Source organism: Mumia xiangluensis (genome assembly GCF_010994095.1).
In the GTDB taxonomy this organism is placed as follows: domain Bacteria; phylum Actinomycetota; class Actinomycetes; order Propionibacteriales; family Nocardioidaceae; genus Mumia; species Mumia xiangluensis.
This window is the reverse complement of the sequence record NZ_WJYO01000002.1, coordinates 636,493-652,592: the sequence shown is the minus strand read 5'-3', so window position 1 is coordinate 652,592 and position 16,100 is coordinate 636,493. Positions and strand designations below refer to the sequence as shown.

Genomic DNA, 16,100 nt, shown 5'->3' with positions numbered 1-16,100 from the left:
CGCGCGTAACCTCTCGATCACCTTCGAGAGTGAGGCGGGTCACAGTGACAGCAGGACGTGCGTGGTGGCGCAGCGCGGCGATCTACCAGGTCTATCCACGCAGCTTCGCCGACTCCGACGGTGACGGCACCGGTGACCTCGCCGGTGTGCGCAGCCGCCTCCCGTACCTGCGCGACCTCGGCGTCGACGCGATCTGGTTCACCCCGTGGTACCCGTCGCCGATGGCTGACGGCGGGTACGACGTCGCCGACTACCGCGAGATCGACCCCGCCTTCGGGACGCTCGAGGAGGCCGAGCGGCTGATCGACGATGCCCTCGACTTCGGCATCCGCACGATCATCGACGTCGTCCCCAACCACGTCTCCGACGCCCACGCGTGGTTCCGCGCGGCACTCGCCGCCGAGCCAGGGTCGCCGGAGCGGGAGCGGTTCTGGTTCCGGCCCGGACGCGGCGAGGACGGGGCCGAGGCGCCGAACTCGTGGACGTCGGAGTTCGGCGGTCCCGCATGGTCGCGCGCGCACCGCCCGGACGGCACCCCCGAGGAGTGGTACCTGCACCTGTTCTCCGCGGAGCAGCCCGACCTCAACTGGGGACACCCGGACGTCCGCCAGGAGTACGAGGACGTCCTGCGCTTCTGGTTCGACCGCGGCGTGTCCGGAGTCCGCATCGACTCGGCAGCGCTGCTCGCCAAGGACGCCGGCCTGCCCGAGGTCCCGGCGAACCACGGGCCTGGAGCCCACCCCTACGTCGACCGCGACGAGCTTCAGGAGATCTACCGCAGCTGGCGCAAGATCGCGGACTCGTACGGCGGTGACCGCGCCCTGATCGGCGAGATCTGGCTGCCGGACACCGAGCGCTTCGCCCGCTACCTGGAGCCGGACGTCCTCCACACCGCGTTCAACTTCGACTACATGACCGCACCGTGGGACGCCGGGCGGCTCCACACCTCGATCGACACCACGCTCGACATGCACGCGAAGGTCGGGGCTCCCGCCACCTGGGTCCTGTCCAACCACGACGTCACCCGTCCGGTCACGCGCTACGGGCGGGAGGACACGGCGTTCGCGTTCGCGACGAAGCGGTTCAGCACCCCGACGGACCCGGTCCTCGGTCGTCGCCGGGCCCGCGCCGCCGCGCTCCTCGCGATGGCGCTCCCCGGCTCCTACTACATCTTCCAGGGCGAGGAGCTCGGCCTCCCCGAGGTCGAGGACATCCCGCTCGACCGCCTCCAGGACCCGATGTTCTACCGGTCCCACGGGGTCGACCCGGGCCGCGACGGCTGCCGTGTGCCGCTCCCGTGGTCGGGCGACGTCCCGCCGTACGGCTTCGGCCCGGGCAGCGCGGACGCCTGGCTGCCGCAGCCCGACGACTGGGCGGCCCTGACGGCCGACGCGCAGTCGGTCGATCCCACCTCGATGCTGTCGCTCTACCGGGTCGCACTCCTGATCCGCCGTACCCATCCCGACCTCGGCGACGGGCCGATGTCGTGGCTGGAGTCCCGACCGGGGGTGCTCGCCTTGACCCGAGGCGACTCCTTCGCCTGCGTCGCCAACCTGACCAGCGCCCCGGTCGGCCTTCTCGCCAACGACCAGATCTGGGTCGCCAGCGCACCCCTGGAAGGAGGTCGCCTTCCGGCGGACGCCACCGCCTGGCTGAGGCTCCCGCCCGCGCCCGCGTGACCCAGCACGCGGCCCCACCTCGTACCCCGAACCGTGCATCTCGTGGACGCGAGCCGTCCACCCACGAAGGAGAAGTTCCATGAAGCAGCACCGGAAGCGGATCGCGGCGGTCGTCGCCGTGGCCGCGTCGGCGACCGTCCTCGCGGCCTGCGGGTCCGGCGACGACGACGCCGAGGCGGACGGAAAGGTCACCATCACCGTCGAGGGCTGGCGCCCCGGCGACGAGCAGGCGACCGCAGACTCCGTCAAGGATCTCGTCAAGGAGTTCAACAAGGCCAACCCCGACATCGTCGTCGAGCCCAAGGAGTGGGAGTGGAAGGCGGAGACCTTCCCGGCGCAGCTTGCCGGCGGCACGCTGCCGACGACCTTCCGGGTGCCGTTCACCGACACCCTGGGCCTCGTCCAGCGCAAGCAGATCGCCGACGTCACCGAGCAGGTGGAGGCGCTGCCGTACGCCGACAGCTTCAACGAGAGCGTCCTCGCCGCGGCCCAGGACGCCGACGGCAACATCTACGGCCTCCCGAGCGACGTCTACGGGATGGGCCTGCACTACAACCGTCAGCTGTTCGAGGAGGCGGGTCTCGACCCCGACAAGCCGCCGACGACGTGGGACGAGGTGCAGGCCTACGCCAAGCAGATCACCGACGAGACCGGTCAGCCGGGCTACGCCCAGATGACCAAGGACAACACCGGCGGATGGCTCCTGACGACGCTGACGTACGCCCACGGTGGCCGGATCGAGGAGACTGACGGCGACACGACGAAGGCCGTGATCGACAACCCCGAGACCGCTGAGGTCCTTCAGCGGCTCCACGAGATGCGGTGGGACGACAAGTCGATGGGCAGCAATCTGCTCCTCGACTGGGCCGGCATCAACCAGGCGTTCGCGGCCGGCAAGGTCGGGATGTACGTCGGTGGCTCGGACGTCTACAACGCGCTCGTGACGACCAACAGCGTCGACCCCGACACGTACGGTCTGACCATCGTGCCGCTCACCGACAGCCCCGACGCCGGCATCCTCGGCGGCGGCTCTGTCTCCGTCGTCAACGCGAAGGCGAGCAAGGCCGAGAAGGAGGCGGCCGTGAAGTGGAACGACTTCTTCCGGGTCCGCAAGCTCGTCGAGGAGGACGCCGCCGTCCTTGACGCCAAGACCCTGGCCGCGAGCGACCAGCCCATCGGTACGCCGCTGCTGCCCGTCTTCGACGAGGAGACGTGGAAGCAGCAGCGTGAGTGGATCGCCGACTACATCAACGTTCCCGTCGACCAGATGACCGGGTTCACCGACAACATCTTCGGTCAGAACCTGGTCGCGGAGCCGCCGTCGCACACCCAGGAGGTGTACGGGGTGCTCGACGCCGTGGTGCAGAAGGTGCTGAGTGACGAGAATGCCGACATCGCCGAGCTGCTGAGCACGGCGAACGGCGAGGCCGAACGGATCCTGGCGCAGTGATCCGAGGGTCGCGCCACGGGTCCCCAGCCGTGGCGCGACCCTGTCGCCGTCCGCCCCCACCCCTTCGAGGAGTCGCATGACCTCCGCCGCCCCGCCTCGTCGCCGCCCGCGCCGGTCCCCGTCCACGTGGGTCCGCGGGGGAGGGCTCAGCACGCTCGTGCTGCTCCTCCCGATGCTGCTCGTCTTCGGGCTGTTCTCGTGGTGGCCGATCGTCCGCTCGTTCGTGATGAGCCTCCAGGTGACCAACCTGGTGGGCCCGGCCGAGTGGGTCGGCCTCGACAACTTCCAGGCCGTGCTCGCCGACCCGATGCTCGGAACGGCGCTCTGGAACACGGTCTACTTCGCGCTGCTGGCGCTGATCTTCGGCTATCCGGTGCCACTGGTCCTCGCGGTGCTGATGAGCGACCTGCGGCGTGGCAAGGGGGTGTACTCGACGCTCGCGTACCTCCCCGTGGTCGTCCCGCCGGCGGTCGCGGTGCTGCTGTGGAAGTTCTTCTACGACGCGAGTCCGAGCGGCGTGTTCAACACGATCCTCGGATGGGTCGGGCTCGGGCCCGTCCCGTGGCTCGAGGACACCTCGTGGGCGATGCCGTCGCTGGTGGTCGAGGCGACCTGGGCCGCGGCCGGGGGCACGGTGATCATCTATCTCGCGGCGCTCGTGTCGGTGCCGCCGGAGCTGTACGACGCCGCCGAGATCGACGGGTCGGGGATCTGGCGCAAGATCTGGCACGTCACGCTGCCGCAGATGCGGACGATCCTGCTGATCACCCTGGTCCTCCAGATCATCGGGACCGCCCAGGTGTTCCTGGAGCCGTACCTGTTCACCGACGGCGGGCCGGACAACTCGACGACGACGCTGCTGCTGCTCGTCTACGACTACGCCTTCGGCAACAGCCTCGGCGGCGACTACGGCAAGGCGACCGCGTTGAGCCTCATGCTGGCGGGCGGGCTCGCGATCCTCTCGGCGGTCTACTTCCGCCTGACGCGCAGATGGAGCGACTCATGAGCCTCGATGCACCGAGCAGGCCCGCCGAGGTGGCGGCAGGCACCGCGGCGGCCGCGGAAGCCGCTGCGACGGGTTCGCGACGTGCGGCGCGACGGGCTCGCCGTACGGAGTCGTCACGCGGCTTCACCTCGGCGCACGACCTGCGACGTCCGCGGGTGCTGTGGACGCGTCGCCTGGTCAACGCGCTGGTGCTCGTCGGCCTGGTCGTCGTGGCGCTCGGGCCGCTGCTGTGGCTCGCGAAGGCCGCGATCACGCCGACGCAGGACACCTTGCGCAACCCGATGGCGTTCTTCCCGAACGGCACCGACTGGGCCAACCTCAAGACAGCGTGGGTCGACCTCGACCTCGGGCTCTACTTCGTGAACACGGTCGTCATCGCGCTCGGCTCGTGGCTCACGCAGATGGTGGTAGCGACCACCGGCGGGTACGTCCTGGCGATCGTGCGCCCGCGCTACGGCCGTGTGCTGTACGGGCTGGTGCTGGCGACGCTGTTCGTACCGACGGTGGTCCTGCTGGTGCCGCTGTACCTGACGGTGCTCGACGTGCCGTTCGTCCACGTGTCCCTGCTCAACACGTTCTGGGGGGCGTTCCTGCCGGCCGGTGCGAGCGCGTTCAACGTCGTCCTGGTCAAGCGGTTCCTCGACAACCTGCCTCGGGAGATCATCGAGGCGGCCCGGGTCGACGGTGCCGGGCCGTTCCGGCTGTTCGTCTCGATCGTGCTGCCGATGTCGCGGCCGATCCTCGGCGTGGTGTCGGTGTTCGCGGTGCTGGCGGCGTGGAAGGACTTCCTGTGGCCGCTGCTGGTCCTCCCCGACCCGCTGATGCAGCCGCTGTCGGTGCGCCTCCCGACCCTCGCCCCCAAGACGGAGCTCGACGTGTTCCTCGCCGCGCTGCTGCTCTCGACCGCGGTGCCAATCGTGTTCTTCCTGGTCTTCTCGCGCTTCTTCCTCCGTGGAGGCGGGCTCGGCGGAGCGGTCAAGGGCTGAGCCCCCGTCCCCGATTTGGGCAGTTCGGGTACGAAGTCGGACCGCGATTCCTACCCGAACTGCCCAAATCGGGGACGGGACGGGCGGTAGGGCGTGTCGGCCCGAGATGGAAGCGACCCCGACCTAGCCTGAGCGCATGTCCTTCCCCGTGCGGAGCCTGCTCGGGCGCGACATGGCGGTCGACCTGGGCACGGCGAACACGCTCGTCTACGTACGAGGCAAGGGCGTCCTGCTCGACGAACCGTCTGTCGTCGCCCTCGCTGCGCAGACCCACGAGATCCTGGCGGTCGGGTCCGAGGCGAAGCGCATGCACGGGCGGACTCCTGACGCGATCTCGGTGATCCGACCGATGAAGGACGGCGTGATCGCGGACTTCGAGGCGTGCGAGCACATGCTGCGGCTGTTCATCCAGCAGGTGCACCGCCGGCGCTACTTCACCAAGCCGCGCCTGGTCGTCTGCGTCCCGAGCGCCATCACGTCCGTGGAGCAGCGGGCGGTGCGCGAGGCGGGCTACCAGGCCGGCGCGCGGCAGGTGTTCATCGTCGAGGAGCCGATGGCGGCCGCGCTCGGCGCCGGGCTCCCCGTGCACGAGCCGACCGGCAACATGATCGTGGACGTCGGAGGGGGTACGACCGAGGTCGCCGTCATCGCCCTCGGCGGGATCGTTGCGAGCAAGTCCATCCGGACGGCCGGTGACGACCTCGACGAGGCCATCGTCGCGTGGTTCAAGAAGGAGCACGCGCTGCTGCTGGGGGAGCGTACGGCCGAGGACCTCAAGGTCGCGGCAGGGTCGGCGTTCCCGATGGCCGACGAGCGGACCGTGCAGGTGCGCGGCCGCGACCTCGTGGGCGGACTGCCTCGTACGGTCGAGGTGACCGCCGCCGAGGTGCGCCGTGCGCTCGAGGAGCCGGTCGCCGCGATCGTCGACGCGGTCCGAGCCACCCTCGACCTGACGCCGCCCGAGCTCGCCGGCGACATCATGGACCGCGGCATCGTGCTCACCGGCGGCGGCGCGCTGCTGCACGGGCTCGACGACCGCATCCGCCACGAGACGCAGATCCCGGTCCACGTCGTCGACGACCCGCTGCACTCCGTGGCGCTCGGAGCCGGCAAGTGCGTGGAGGAGTTCGACGCCCTGCAGCAGGTGCTCACCTCCGAGCCCCGGAGGTGACGCCGTGGCCCGGACCAGGACCCGTCCCGACCGCGAGCCGCGCCGTCCACGCACGGTGCTCCTCGTGCTCCTCCTCGCCGCCGTCGCACTGATCAGCATCGACCTGACCGGTGCCGGATCACCCGCGCGTACGGCCGCCGGCGCAGTCCTCGGTCCGCTGGAGTCCGGTGCCAACCGGCTGCTCTCGCCCTTCGGCGTCGACGCGTTCGCGACCCGCGACGACCTGCGCGCGAAGAACGCCGACCTCGAGGCCGAGAACGCTCGCCTCCGGGGGCTCGTCGCCTCCTCCGACGTCGACCGGACGCGGCTCGCCGAGTACGACGCGCTCGCCGCGTACACGACGGCGGCCGACCTCGAGACCGTGACGGCGCACGTCGTCGGCATCGGGTCGGCGCAGTCCTTCCGCCGTACGGTCACCCTCGACGCGGGGACGACCCGCGGCGTCCGTCGCGACATGACGGTGCTCGGCCCGGACGGGCTTGTCGGCCGGGTCATCAGCGCGTCACCGACCAACGCGACCGTCCTCCTGCTCGTCGACGCCGACTCGGTCGTGGGCGCGCGCCTCGGCGCCGAGCACGAGCTCGGCATGCTCCGAGGCGACGGCTCGGTGTCGGGCACCGGCCGTCTCCAGCTCGAGGCGCTGGACCGGTCCGCGGTGCCCGAGGTCGGGGACCCGATCGTGTCGTGGGGCTCGCGCGGCGGCGTCCCCTACATCGCGGGAGTCCCCATCGGACGCGTCGAGAAGGTCGTGGAGTCACCGCGCGACGAGACTGCCTCGGTCACCGTGGCGCCGTACGTCGACTTCTCGGCGCTCGACACGGTCGCGGTCGTGGTCGGCGCACGCCAGGGGTCGTGACGTGGCCGCCCGTCGTGCCGCGCTCGTCGTCGGGCTGCTGGTCGGTGCGGTGATCGTGCAGGTGAGCGTGCTCGCACCCGTCATCCCGACCGCCGTCGTCCCCGACGTCGTGCTCGTGGTCGTGATCGCGGTCGGACTGTGCAGCGGCCCGACCGACGGCGCGTGGGCGGGGTTCGTCGGCGGTCTGCTGCTGGACGTCGCGCCGCCCGCCGACCACCTGCTCGGCCGATGGGCGCTCGCGATGGCGCTGGCGGGGTTCCTCGCCGGCACCGTGGACCGCGGGAGCCGTCCGTCGTGGCTCAGTGACGGTGCCACCGTCGCGGCGACGGCGTTCGTCGGCCTCGCCGTCTTCGCACTGACCGGTGTGCTGCTCGGGGAGCCGGGCCTGACGCTCGCTGCCGCGCTGCCGGTGATCGGGCTGGCCGTCGTGTACGACGTGGTCCTCGGGCTCGCCGTCGTCCCGGCCGTCCGGATGCTCCTCGTGCGTGCCGAGCCCGCGCCGCGGGTGCGGTGGTGAGCATGCGTCGCAGCACGGGACGGCTCGTCGTGGTGCAGGTGCTCGTCGTGGCCCTGTTCGCGACGCTGCTCGTGCGCCTCTGGTACGTCCAGGTCGTCGGCGGTGACTCCTACCAGGCACAGGCCGAGAACAACGCCACCCGCCAGGTCGTCGTGCAGCCGCAACGGGGCCTGGTCGTCGACGCGATGGGCCGGCCGCTCGCCGCGAACCGCGTGACCTGGGTGGTGACCGTCGACCGGTCGCAGCTCACGAGGCTCGACGCCGCGAAGCAGACCGACGTCCTCGGCCGTCTCGCGAAGCTCGTGGACCTGAAGTACGACGTGCTCCTCGACCGCATCAAGCTCTGCGGCGAGGAGGGCGCCCCTGAGCCGCCGTCGTGCTGGAACGGCAGTCCGTACGAGCCGGTGCCCGTCGCCCAGGACGTGCCCCGCGACGTCGCGCTCTCGCTGTCCGAGCGCGGCGAGGAGTTCCCGGCGGTTGCCGCGGAGCAGCGGTCCGTGCGCGCGTACCCGCGTCCCGAGGGCGTCAACGCCGCACAGCTGCTCGGCTACGTCAGCGGGATCACGGCCGACGAGTACGACGCCGCGCGCGAGGCCGACGACCGGACCCTCAACGCCGCGTCGGTGGTGGGGCGCGCGGGCGTCGAGCGCAGCTACGACGCCGACCTGCGGGGTGTTCCGGGGACGACCGGCAAGTCCGTCGACTCCCGCGGACGCGTGATCGCGGAGGGCGCCGCCGTCGAGCCGGAGGCCGGAGGCACCCTCGTGACGAGCATCGACGCACGCGTCCAGGCTCTCGTCGAGTCCCAGCTCGAGAAGGCGATCAAGAAGGCCCGCACCACCCACGACGACGTCACCGGCCGTGACTACGAGGCGTCGGCCGGCGCGGCGGTCGTCCTCGACCCCGATGACGGCCGGGTGATCGCGGCGGCCAGCTACCCGTCGTACGACCCGGAGGTCTGGGTCGACGGCATCACCGACCGCCAGCTCGAGGCGCTGTACGCCGACGACTCCGGCACCCCGCTGCTCTCACGGTTCAGCCAGGCGCAGCTCGCCCCGGGCTCGACCTGGAAGCCGTTCGTCGCCGCCGGTGCGCTGGAGGACCGCTGGGAGACCGGTGACCGGCTCGACTGCTCGTCCGGTCTGCAGGTCGGCAACCGGTGGTTCAAGAACTACGAGTCGGCGTCGTACGGCTCGATCGGCTTCGACCAGGCGCTCGCCGTCTCCTGCGACACGTTCTTCTACCGCATCGCGTACGCCGGGTGGCTCGCCCAGGGCGGCAGCGACGCCGAGATCGGGGTGCACGACCCGCTGGTCGAGATGGCGCGGGCGTTCGGCTTCGGGGAGCGGACCGGCATCGACATCCCGGGGGAGGCGAGCGGGCGGATCGGCGACCGGCAGTGGCGCCAGGACTACTGGGAGGCCAACAAGGACCGCTACTGCCGCATCGCGAAGCGGCCGGAGAAGGTCAAGAGCGCCTACCTCCGGCTGTTCGCGCGCGAGTTCTGCGCGGACGGCTACGTCTACCGCGCGGGTGACGCCGTGAACTTCTCGATCGGGCAGGGCGAGACCCTCGTGTCGCCGCTGCAGCTTGCGACGGCGTACGCAGCCCTTGCCAACGGCGGCACGCTGTACGAGCCGCGCGTGGCCAAGGCGGTCCTCGCCGCTGACGGCTCCGTGGTGCGGAAGATCCCGGCCAAGAAGGCGGGGAAGGTCCCGGTCACCAAGAAGCACCTCCGCTACATCGACGACGCGCTCCTCGACACCGCGAGGACCGGCACGATGGCGTGGAAGATGGGCGGCTTCCCGCTCGACAAGGTGAAGATCCGCTCGAAGACCGGCACCGCCGAGGTCACCGGTCGGCAGACCACCGGCTGGGTGGCGTCGTACGACGACGACTACGTGGTCGTGATGATGATGGAGCAGGGAGGCACCGGCTCCGGCTCCTCCGGCGATGCCGTGCGGGCGATCTGGGAGGGCCTCTACGGCATCAAGGGCGGCACCGTCGACCGCGACACGGCGCTGATGCCGAACGCCCGGCCGCCGAAGGCGCTGCCGCGGATCGCCGAGGACGGCAAGATCCTGCCCCCGGTGGCGCGCAAGCGCGAGGGGGACGACGGATGAGCAGCCGAGGCACCGTACGCCCGCCGTCGCGGCCCGGGAGCGCGCGCCGGCCGTGGTGGGGCGACGTCGACCTCCTCCTGGTCGGCTCAGCGCTCAGCCTGTCGGTGATCGGGATGCTGCTGGTCTGGTCCGCGACGGCCTCGCGCGACGACCTGACCGGCGGCGACCCCACCGCGTACCTCGTCAAGCAGGCCACCAACATCGTGATCGCCGCCGGGCTGGGCGCCGTCATGGCGTGCACCGACCGTCGGTGGATCCGGCTGTGGGCGCCGGTGATCTACGGCGGTGCGGTGCTGGGCCTCGTGCTCGTGTTCGTGCCCGGGATCGGGGCCGTCGTCAACGGGTCGCGCTCGTGGCTGCAGGTCGGAGGACTCTCGCTCCAGCCGGCCGAGCTCGCGAAGCTCGGCGTCGTCCTCGTGATGGCGCTGCTCTTCGCCGAGCGGACGGAGGGGGCGATGCGGCGTACGGTCCGGTCGTCCGACGTCCTCCTCGCGCTCGCCTGCGCCGCCGTGCCGGCGACGCTGATCCTGGCGCAGCCCGACCTCGGCACGCTGATGGTGCTGATCGCGATCGTGCTGGGGGTCCTCGCGGTGGCGGGAGTCCGGCTCGCCTGGCTCGTCGGACTGGTCGCGGCGGGTGTCACGGCGATCGTGGTCGCGGTCTCCGTCGGGCTGATCGAGGAGTACCAGGTGCTGCGCTTCGAGGCGTTCACCGACCCGGGACTCGATCCGAGGGGCGCCGGCTACAACACCGTCCAGGCCAGGATCGCGATCGGCAACGGCGGCGTGCTCGGGCAGGGCCTGTTCCACGGCACGCAGACGCAGGCCGGTTTCGTGCCGGAGCAGCACACCGACTTCGTCTTCACGGTCGCGGGGGAGGAGCTGGGGCTGCTCGGAGCCGGGCTGGTCGTCGTCCTGCTCGGGGTGCTGGTGTGGCGGTGCCTGCGGATCGCCCGCCGTACCGACGACCTGTTCGACCGGCTCGCCGCCTCCGGGGTCGCGTGCTGGTTCGGCTTCCAGGCGTTCCAGAACATCGGGATGTCGCTGGGGATCATGCCGGTGACCGGGGTCCCGCTGCCGTTCGTGTCCTACGGCGGCACGGCGTTGTTCGCCTCGGCGATGGCCGTCGGGCTGCTGGTGGCGATCGACCGCCGCAGCGCACCGCCCGTCGTGGTCGCCCGCTCGCGCGCCGCCCGTTCCCGCTGACCTGGCGACGGATTCGGAGGGTGGGGGCCCGGTCGTTACTCTGGTGAGCATGTCCGTGCAGCCACTCGACGACACCGTCGCGTCGGTCTTCGACCGCCTCGAGCCGATCCTCCCGACGATCAGCAAGCCGATCCAGTACGTCGGCGGCGAGCTGAACTCCGTCGTCAAGGACTGGGGTGCCGCCGACGTCCGGTGGGCCCTGATGTACCCGGACGCGTACGAGGTCGGGCTCCCCAACCAGGGCGTCCAGATCCTGTACGAGGTCCTCAACGAGCGCGACTGGCTGCTGGCCGAGCGCACGTACGCGGTGTTCCCGGACATGGAAGCCGCGATGCGCGAGCACGGCATCCCGCAGTTCACCGTCGACACGCACCGGCCGGTCCGCGCGTTCGACCTCCTCGGTGTGTCGTTCTCCACCGAGCTCGGCTACACCAACCTGCTGACGGCGCTCGACCTCGCTGGCATCCCGCTGCACGCCGTCGACCGGACCGACGCCGACCCGATCGTCCTCTCGGGCGGGCACGCGGCGTTCAACCCGGAGCCGATCGCGGACTTCATCGACGCAGCCGTCCTCGGCGACGGTGAGGAGATCGTCCTCAAGATCAGCGACGTGGTGCGCGAGTGGAAGGCCGAGGGCCGACCGGGTGGACGTGACGAGGTGCTGATGCGCCTGGCGCGCTCCGGCAGCGTGTACGTCCCTAAGTTCTACGACGTCAGCTACCTCCCCGACGGTCGCATCCAGCGCGTCGCCCCGAACCGCGCGGGCGTCCCGTGGCGGGTCACGAAGCACACGCTCATGGACCTCGACCAGTGGCCGTACCCCAAGAACCCCCTGGTCCCGCTCGCGGAGACCGTCCACGAGCGCTACTCGGTGGAGATCTTCCGCGGCTGCACGCGCGGCTGCCGCTTCTGCCAGGCGGGCATGATCACGCGCCCCGTCCGCGAGCGGAGCCTGCAGACGATCGGCGAGATGGTCGACAACGGCCTCAAGAAGTCCGGCTTCGAGGAGGTCGGCCTGTTGTCGTTGTCGAGCGCCGACCACACGGAGATCGGCGAGGTCGCCAAGCAGCTCGGTGACCGCTACGAGGGCACCAACACGTCGCTGTCGCTGCCGAGCACCCGTGTGGACGCCTTCAACATCACGCTGGCCAACGAGTTCAGCCGCAACGGGCGCCGCTCGGGCCTGACGTTCGCCCCCGAGGGCGGCTCGGAGCGTCTCCGCAAGGTGATCAACAAGATGGTGTCCGAGGAGGACCTCATCCGTACGGTCTCCGCCGCCTACTCGCACGGCTGGCGTCAGGTGAAGCTCTACTTCATGTGCGGGCTCCCCACCGAGACCGACGAGGACGTCCTGCAGATCGGCGAGCTCGCCAAGAAGGTCATCGAGACGGGCCGTGAGGTGTCGGGCCGCAAGGACATCCGGTGCACGGTGTCGATCGGCGGCTTCGTACCCAAGGCGCACACGCCGTTCCAGTGGGCGGGTCAGCTCGACCACGAGACGACCGACGACCGTCTGCGCAAGCTCCGGGCGTCGGTGCAGTCGGACAAGCGGTTCGGCCGGGCGATCGGCTTCCGCTACCACGACGGCAAGCCCGGCACGATCGAAGGCCTGCTCTCGCGCGGCGACCGCCGGGTCGGCCGCATCATCGAGGCGGTCTGGCGCGACGGCGGCCGCTTCGACGGCTGGAGCGAGCACTTCTCGTACGACCGCTGGGAGCGCGGTGCGGCCGAGGCGTTGGCGGGCGAGCCGGTCGACCTCGACTGGTACACGACGCGTGAGCGCGAGTACGCCGAGGTCCTCCCCTGGGACCACCTCGACTCCGGTCTCGACCGCGACTGGCTGTGGGAGGACTGGCAGGACGCCATCGATCCCGACGGCGCGATGGAGGTCGAGGACTGCCGCTGGACCCCGTGCTTCGACTGCGGCGTCTGCCCGCAGATGGACACCGAGATCCAGATCGGCCCCACGGGCAAGACGCTGCTGCCCTTAAGCGTCGTCTGACGCGCGTGCGTCGGGCCAGTGCGCGGTGCGGCCGAGTCTTGTACCCGCGACTGCCGTGCCGTGCCGTGGCTGCGCCCGTCGGTGCGTGAGTGGTCACGCGTCCTAGTCGGGTGACCACTCACTGACCAACCCGAGGAGTGCCCCCGTACGGAGGGCTCAGCCCTCGCGGAGCTGGTCCTCGAGCATGATCGGCCGGGCGACGTACGACCCGACGACGCCGATCAGCACGGCGAGCGTGACGAGCATGGCGGTCGGGGCACCCCAACCGCCGCTCGCGTCGTGCAGGGCGCCCGTCCCGAAGGGCCCGAGGGCCGCGATCAGGTAGCCGAGGCCCTGCACGAACGCCGACAGCGCCACCGTGCCCTCGTGGGTCCGCGCACGCTTGGCGATCATCGTCAGCACCCACGGGAACGCCGCTCCGCCGACACCCAGCACGAGCGCCCACAGCCACGGCGCTTCCGAGGGCCACCAGAGCAGCCCGAGCCACCCGACGACCGTGAGGACCGCGAACGACCACGGGAGCACCCACGGGCGTCGGCTGGTCCAGCTGATCAGGGCCGGGAGCACTAGCGCGGCCGGGATCCCGACGCCGGTGAGGATGGCGAGCATCGCGCCTGCGTGCGCATCGTCGAGTCCGGCGTCCTCGAGGATCGCGGGGAACCAGCCGAACTGCGCGTACGCCTGAGCGGCCTGGCAGCCGAAGCAGACCGCCATCGTCCAGGCGAGCGGCGCCCGGACCAGCTGCCCGGTCGAGATCCGGGTGGTGTCGCCGGTGGAGCGTACGTCGTGGCCGAGCAGGCGGAGCCACGGCAGCACGGTCACGGCGGCGAGGAGCGACCAGGCGAACAGGCCCCAGCGCCAGTCGCCGGCAGCCTCGGACAGCGGCACGGTCAGCGCGGCGGAGAGCGTCGCGCCGCCGACGACGGCGGCGCTGGCGATCGAGGAGATCAGCGCGATCCGGTCCGGGAAGTGCACCTTCACCAGCGGCGGCAGGATCACGTTGCCGACCGCGCAGCCGGCGAGCGAGACCGCCGACGCCACGAGGAACACGGCGCTGCTGTCGACGAAGGCGCGCGACGCCAGTCCCACCGCGATCACGGCGAGCGCGACGGTCGCGGTCGTGTGGAGCCCGATCGCGCGTACGACGGAGTTGGCGAGCGATCCGACGACGGCGAACAGCACCACGGGGAGCGTCGTCAGCACCCCGGCCGTGGTGGGGGACATGCCGAGCCCGTCGATGATGTCGGTCAGCACGACGCCGACGCTGCCGACGGATGCGCGGAGGTTCAGGGCGAGAAGCACGATGCAGACGAGGACGAACGCACGCTTGCCGGCGGACTCGAGGGAGGGCTGCGTCACCGAGCCAATCTGTCATGCGCGGTTCTCAAGGACACGGTTGGGTCACGACGTCTCGTTCCGCGAGTCAACCATTGACCAGCGCGACACCTGCTCGCTAGCGTCCGTATATCGTATAGATTAGCCGCCGCTGGCCCTGCCAGTCGCGGCTCGGGACGGATCGGTGGTTGACCGCATGCGGGCTTTCTCGAGTTGGCCTTTCCTGAGTGGAAACGCCTCGAGTTCGGATGGCAGGGCACGACGCGGCGCGCGAGCGGGAGCGGTCGGGGTCGCGGTGCTGGCGCTCACGCTGACGGCGTGCGGCGGGGGCGACGGCGACGCTGACGCCAAGAGCGTCGACGACGCGTCGGTGACGATCGGCAGCACGGCCATCAGCAACAGCCTCGACCCGGCGGCGGCGCTGTCGTCGGTGGGCCGCACCTACACGAAGCAGGTCTTCGACCAGCTCGTGACCTTCGACGAGGACGGTGAGATCGCCGCCAGCCTCGCGACCGAGTGGGAGCGCGTCGACGACACGACCGTCGACTTCACCCTGCGCAAGGACGTGACGTTCTCCAGCGGTGCCGCCCTCGACGCGGCTGCCGTCGTCGCGAACGTCGAGCGTGTCCTCTCCGGCGACCCCGCGTACGCGACCGTGGCCGGCCGCATCGCCACCGTGAAGGAGGCGTCCGAGGTCTCGCCCGAGGTGGTCCGCGTCGTCACCTCCACGCCCGACGCCATCCTGCTCAACCGCATGACCCTGCTCGACATCGTCGATCCGGCGACCTTCGACGCCGACCGACCCGCCGGCACGGGGCCCTTCCAGGTCACCGGCTACGAGGCAGGCACGTCGATCGAGCTCACGCGCTTCGACGACTCGTGGCGCGCGACCGACTCGGTCAAGGACCTGACGATCCAGGCGATCCCCAACCCGGCGACGCTGTCGAGCGCCCTGCGCACCGGCGAGGTCGACGTCGCGTACGGACTGCCCGCCGACGTCGCGACCCAGCTCGAGGGCAGCGGCTTCACGAACGTGCACAAGCCGGCCGGTTCGTCGGCCATCACGAGCCTCATCGCCGACGTCGAGCCCGCGCTGGCCGACGTCCGCGTCCGCGAGGCGATCAACCTCGCCGTCAACCGTGAGGAGTTCGTCGACGCGGTGCTCGGCGGGTTCGGCACCCCGAACGGCAGCCAGCTGCTCCAGAAGGGCTACCTCGGATACGACGACTCCCTCCCGTCGTACGAGTTCGACCTGGACCGCGCGAAGTCGCTCGTGTCCGAGGCGGGGGTCGAGGGGCTCGAGCTCCCGATCGCCACCACGGCACTCTTCAAGGCGCCGGCGGAGGCCGTCGCCGGATACCTCAACGCGATCGGGTTCAAGAGCGAGGTCGTGGTGCAGGACCTCTCAGCGTTCATCCCGACGCTCCTCATGAAGTCCGAGTACCCGCTGCTCTACTGGCAGACCGACTACTACGACCTGCGCGACATCACGTCGGTCAGCCGTTTCGGGCCGACCGCGCCCGGCCAGCAGGCGCACATCCCGGTCAACGAGTACCAGGACCTGTACGCCTCGCAGTCCGGCGAGCTCGACGAGGCGAAGCGCGAGGCCCAGATCAAGCAGATGGCGAAGATCCTCAACGATGAGGCCGGCGTCCTGTTCCTGGCGTGGACCGACAACCTCTACACCGTGGCGCCGCGGATCTCGGACCTGCCGCTGTCGGGTGACAGCCTGGTGCGAGCCGAGGCGATCACCGTCAGTGAGTGACCGAG

The 16,100-nt window shown here is 70.8% G+C and carries 12 protein-coding genes; 11 read left to right on the top strand and 1 reads right to left on the bottom strand.

Features of this window, described 5'->3' with window-relative positions; all coding sequences use genetic code 11:
- Positions 1-44: 44 nt before the first annotated feature.
- The 10 genes from GH747_RS09260 to GH747_RS09215 all read left to right on the top strand — a co-directional run bounded on the left by GH747_RS09260 (position 45) and on the right by GH747_RS09215 (position 12,995).
- Complete coding sequence (locus GH747_RS09260; protein ID WP_205602857.1) at positions 45-1,679, top strand: glycoside hydrolase family 13 protein; 1,635 nt, start codon at positions 45-47, stop codon at positions 1,677-1,679.
- Between the two features lie 79 nt (positions 1,680-1,758).
- Positions 1,759-3,129 carry an ABC transporter substrate-binding protein gene (locus tag GH747_RS09255; protein ID WP_149769266.1) on the top strand — a complete coding sequence of 457 codons (1,371 nt, stop codon included), beginning with the start codon at positions 1,759-1,761 and terminating at the stop codon, positions 3,127-3,129.
- A 76-nt stretch (positions 3,130-3,205) separates the two neighbouring features.
- Positions 3,206-4,135 (top strand): carbohydrate ABC transporter permease, encoded by a 930-nt coding sequence (locus tag GH747_RS09250; RefSeq protein WP_149769265.1) that lies wholly within the window; start codon positions 3,206-3,208, stop codon positions 4,133-4,135.
- Positions 4,132-5,121 (top strand): carbohydrate ABC transporter permease, encoded by a 990-nt coding sequence (locus tag GH747_RS09245; RefSeq protein ID WP_149769264.1) that lies wholly within the window; start codon positions 4,132-4,134, stop codon positions 5,119-5,121. The genes GH747_RS09250 and GH747_RS09245 overlap by 4 nt, the downstream gene beginning before the upstream one ends.
- Before the next feature lie 136 nt (positions 5,122-5,257).
- A complete protein-coding gene (gene mreB / locus GH747_RS09240) occupies positions 5,258-6,292 on the top strand; it encodes a rod shape-determining protein (protein WP_149769263.1) in 1,035 nt (344 codons plus the stop codon).
- 4 nt (positions 6,293-6,296) lie between these two features.
- Positions 6,297-7,148: a rod shape-determining protein MreC gene (gene mreC / locus GH747_RS09235; protein WP_149769262.1), complete on the top strand. Its 852-nt coding sequence runs from the start codon at positions 6,297-6,299 to the stop codon at positions 7,146-7,148.
- 1 nt (position 7,149) lies between these two features.
- Positions 7,150-7,665 (top strand): rod shape-determining protein MreD, encoded by a 516-nt coding sequence (gene mreD, locus GH747_RS09230; protein WP_163695431.1) that lies wholly within the window; start codon positions 7,150-7,152, stop codon positions 7,663-7,665.
- A 2-nt stretch (positions 7,666-7,667) separates the two neighbouring features.
- Positions 7,668-9,788, top strand: coding sequence for a penicillin-binding protein 2 (mrdA, locus tag GH747_RS09225; RefSeq protein WP_149769261.1), 2,121 nt, complete (start codon positions 7,668-7,670; stop codon positions 9,786-9,788).
- Positions 9,785-10,993, top strand: coding sequence for a rod shape-determining protein RodA (rodA, locus tag GH747_RS09220; RefSeq protein ID WP_149769260.1), 1,209 nt, complete (start codon positions 9,785-9,787; stop codon positions 10,991-10,993). Before mrdA ends, rodA begins: the two co-directional genes overlap by 4 nt.
- A gap of 49 nt (positions 10,994-11,042) precedes the next feature.
- Complete coding sequence (locus GH747_RS09215) at positions 11,043-12,995, top strand: TIGR03960 family B12-binding radical SAM protein (protein WP_149769259.1); 1,953 nt, start codon at positions 11,043-11,045, stop codon at positions 12,993-12,995.
- A 156-nt stretch (positions 12,996-13,151) separates the two neighbouring features.
- Here the strand turns inward: GH747_RS09215 and GH747_RS09210 are convergent, their stop codons facing one another.
- Complete coding sequence (locus tag GH747_RS09210) at positions 13,152-14,354, bottom strand: MFS transporter (protein WP_163695428.1); 1,203 nt, start codon at positions 14,352-14,354, stop codon at positions 13,152-13,154.
- A gap of 271 nt (positions 14,355-14,625) precedes the next feature.
- Between GH747_RS09210 and GH747_RS09205 the strand changes: the two genes are divergently transcribed.
- The gene (locus tag GH747_RS09205; protein ID WP_163695425.1) at positions 14,626-16,095 is read left to right on the top strand and encodes an ABC transporter substrate-binding protein; all 1,470 of its coding nucleotides are present in this window, start codon (positions 14,626-14,628) and stop codon (positions 16,093-16,095) included.
- Positions 16,096-16,100: the final 5 nt, after the last annotated feature.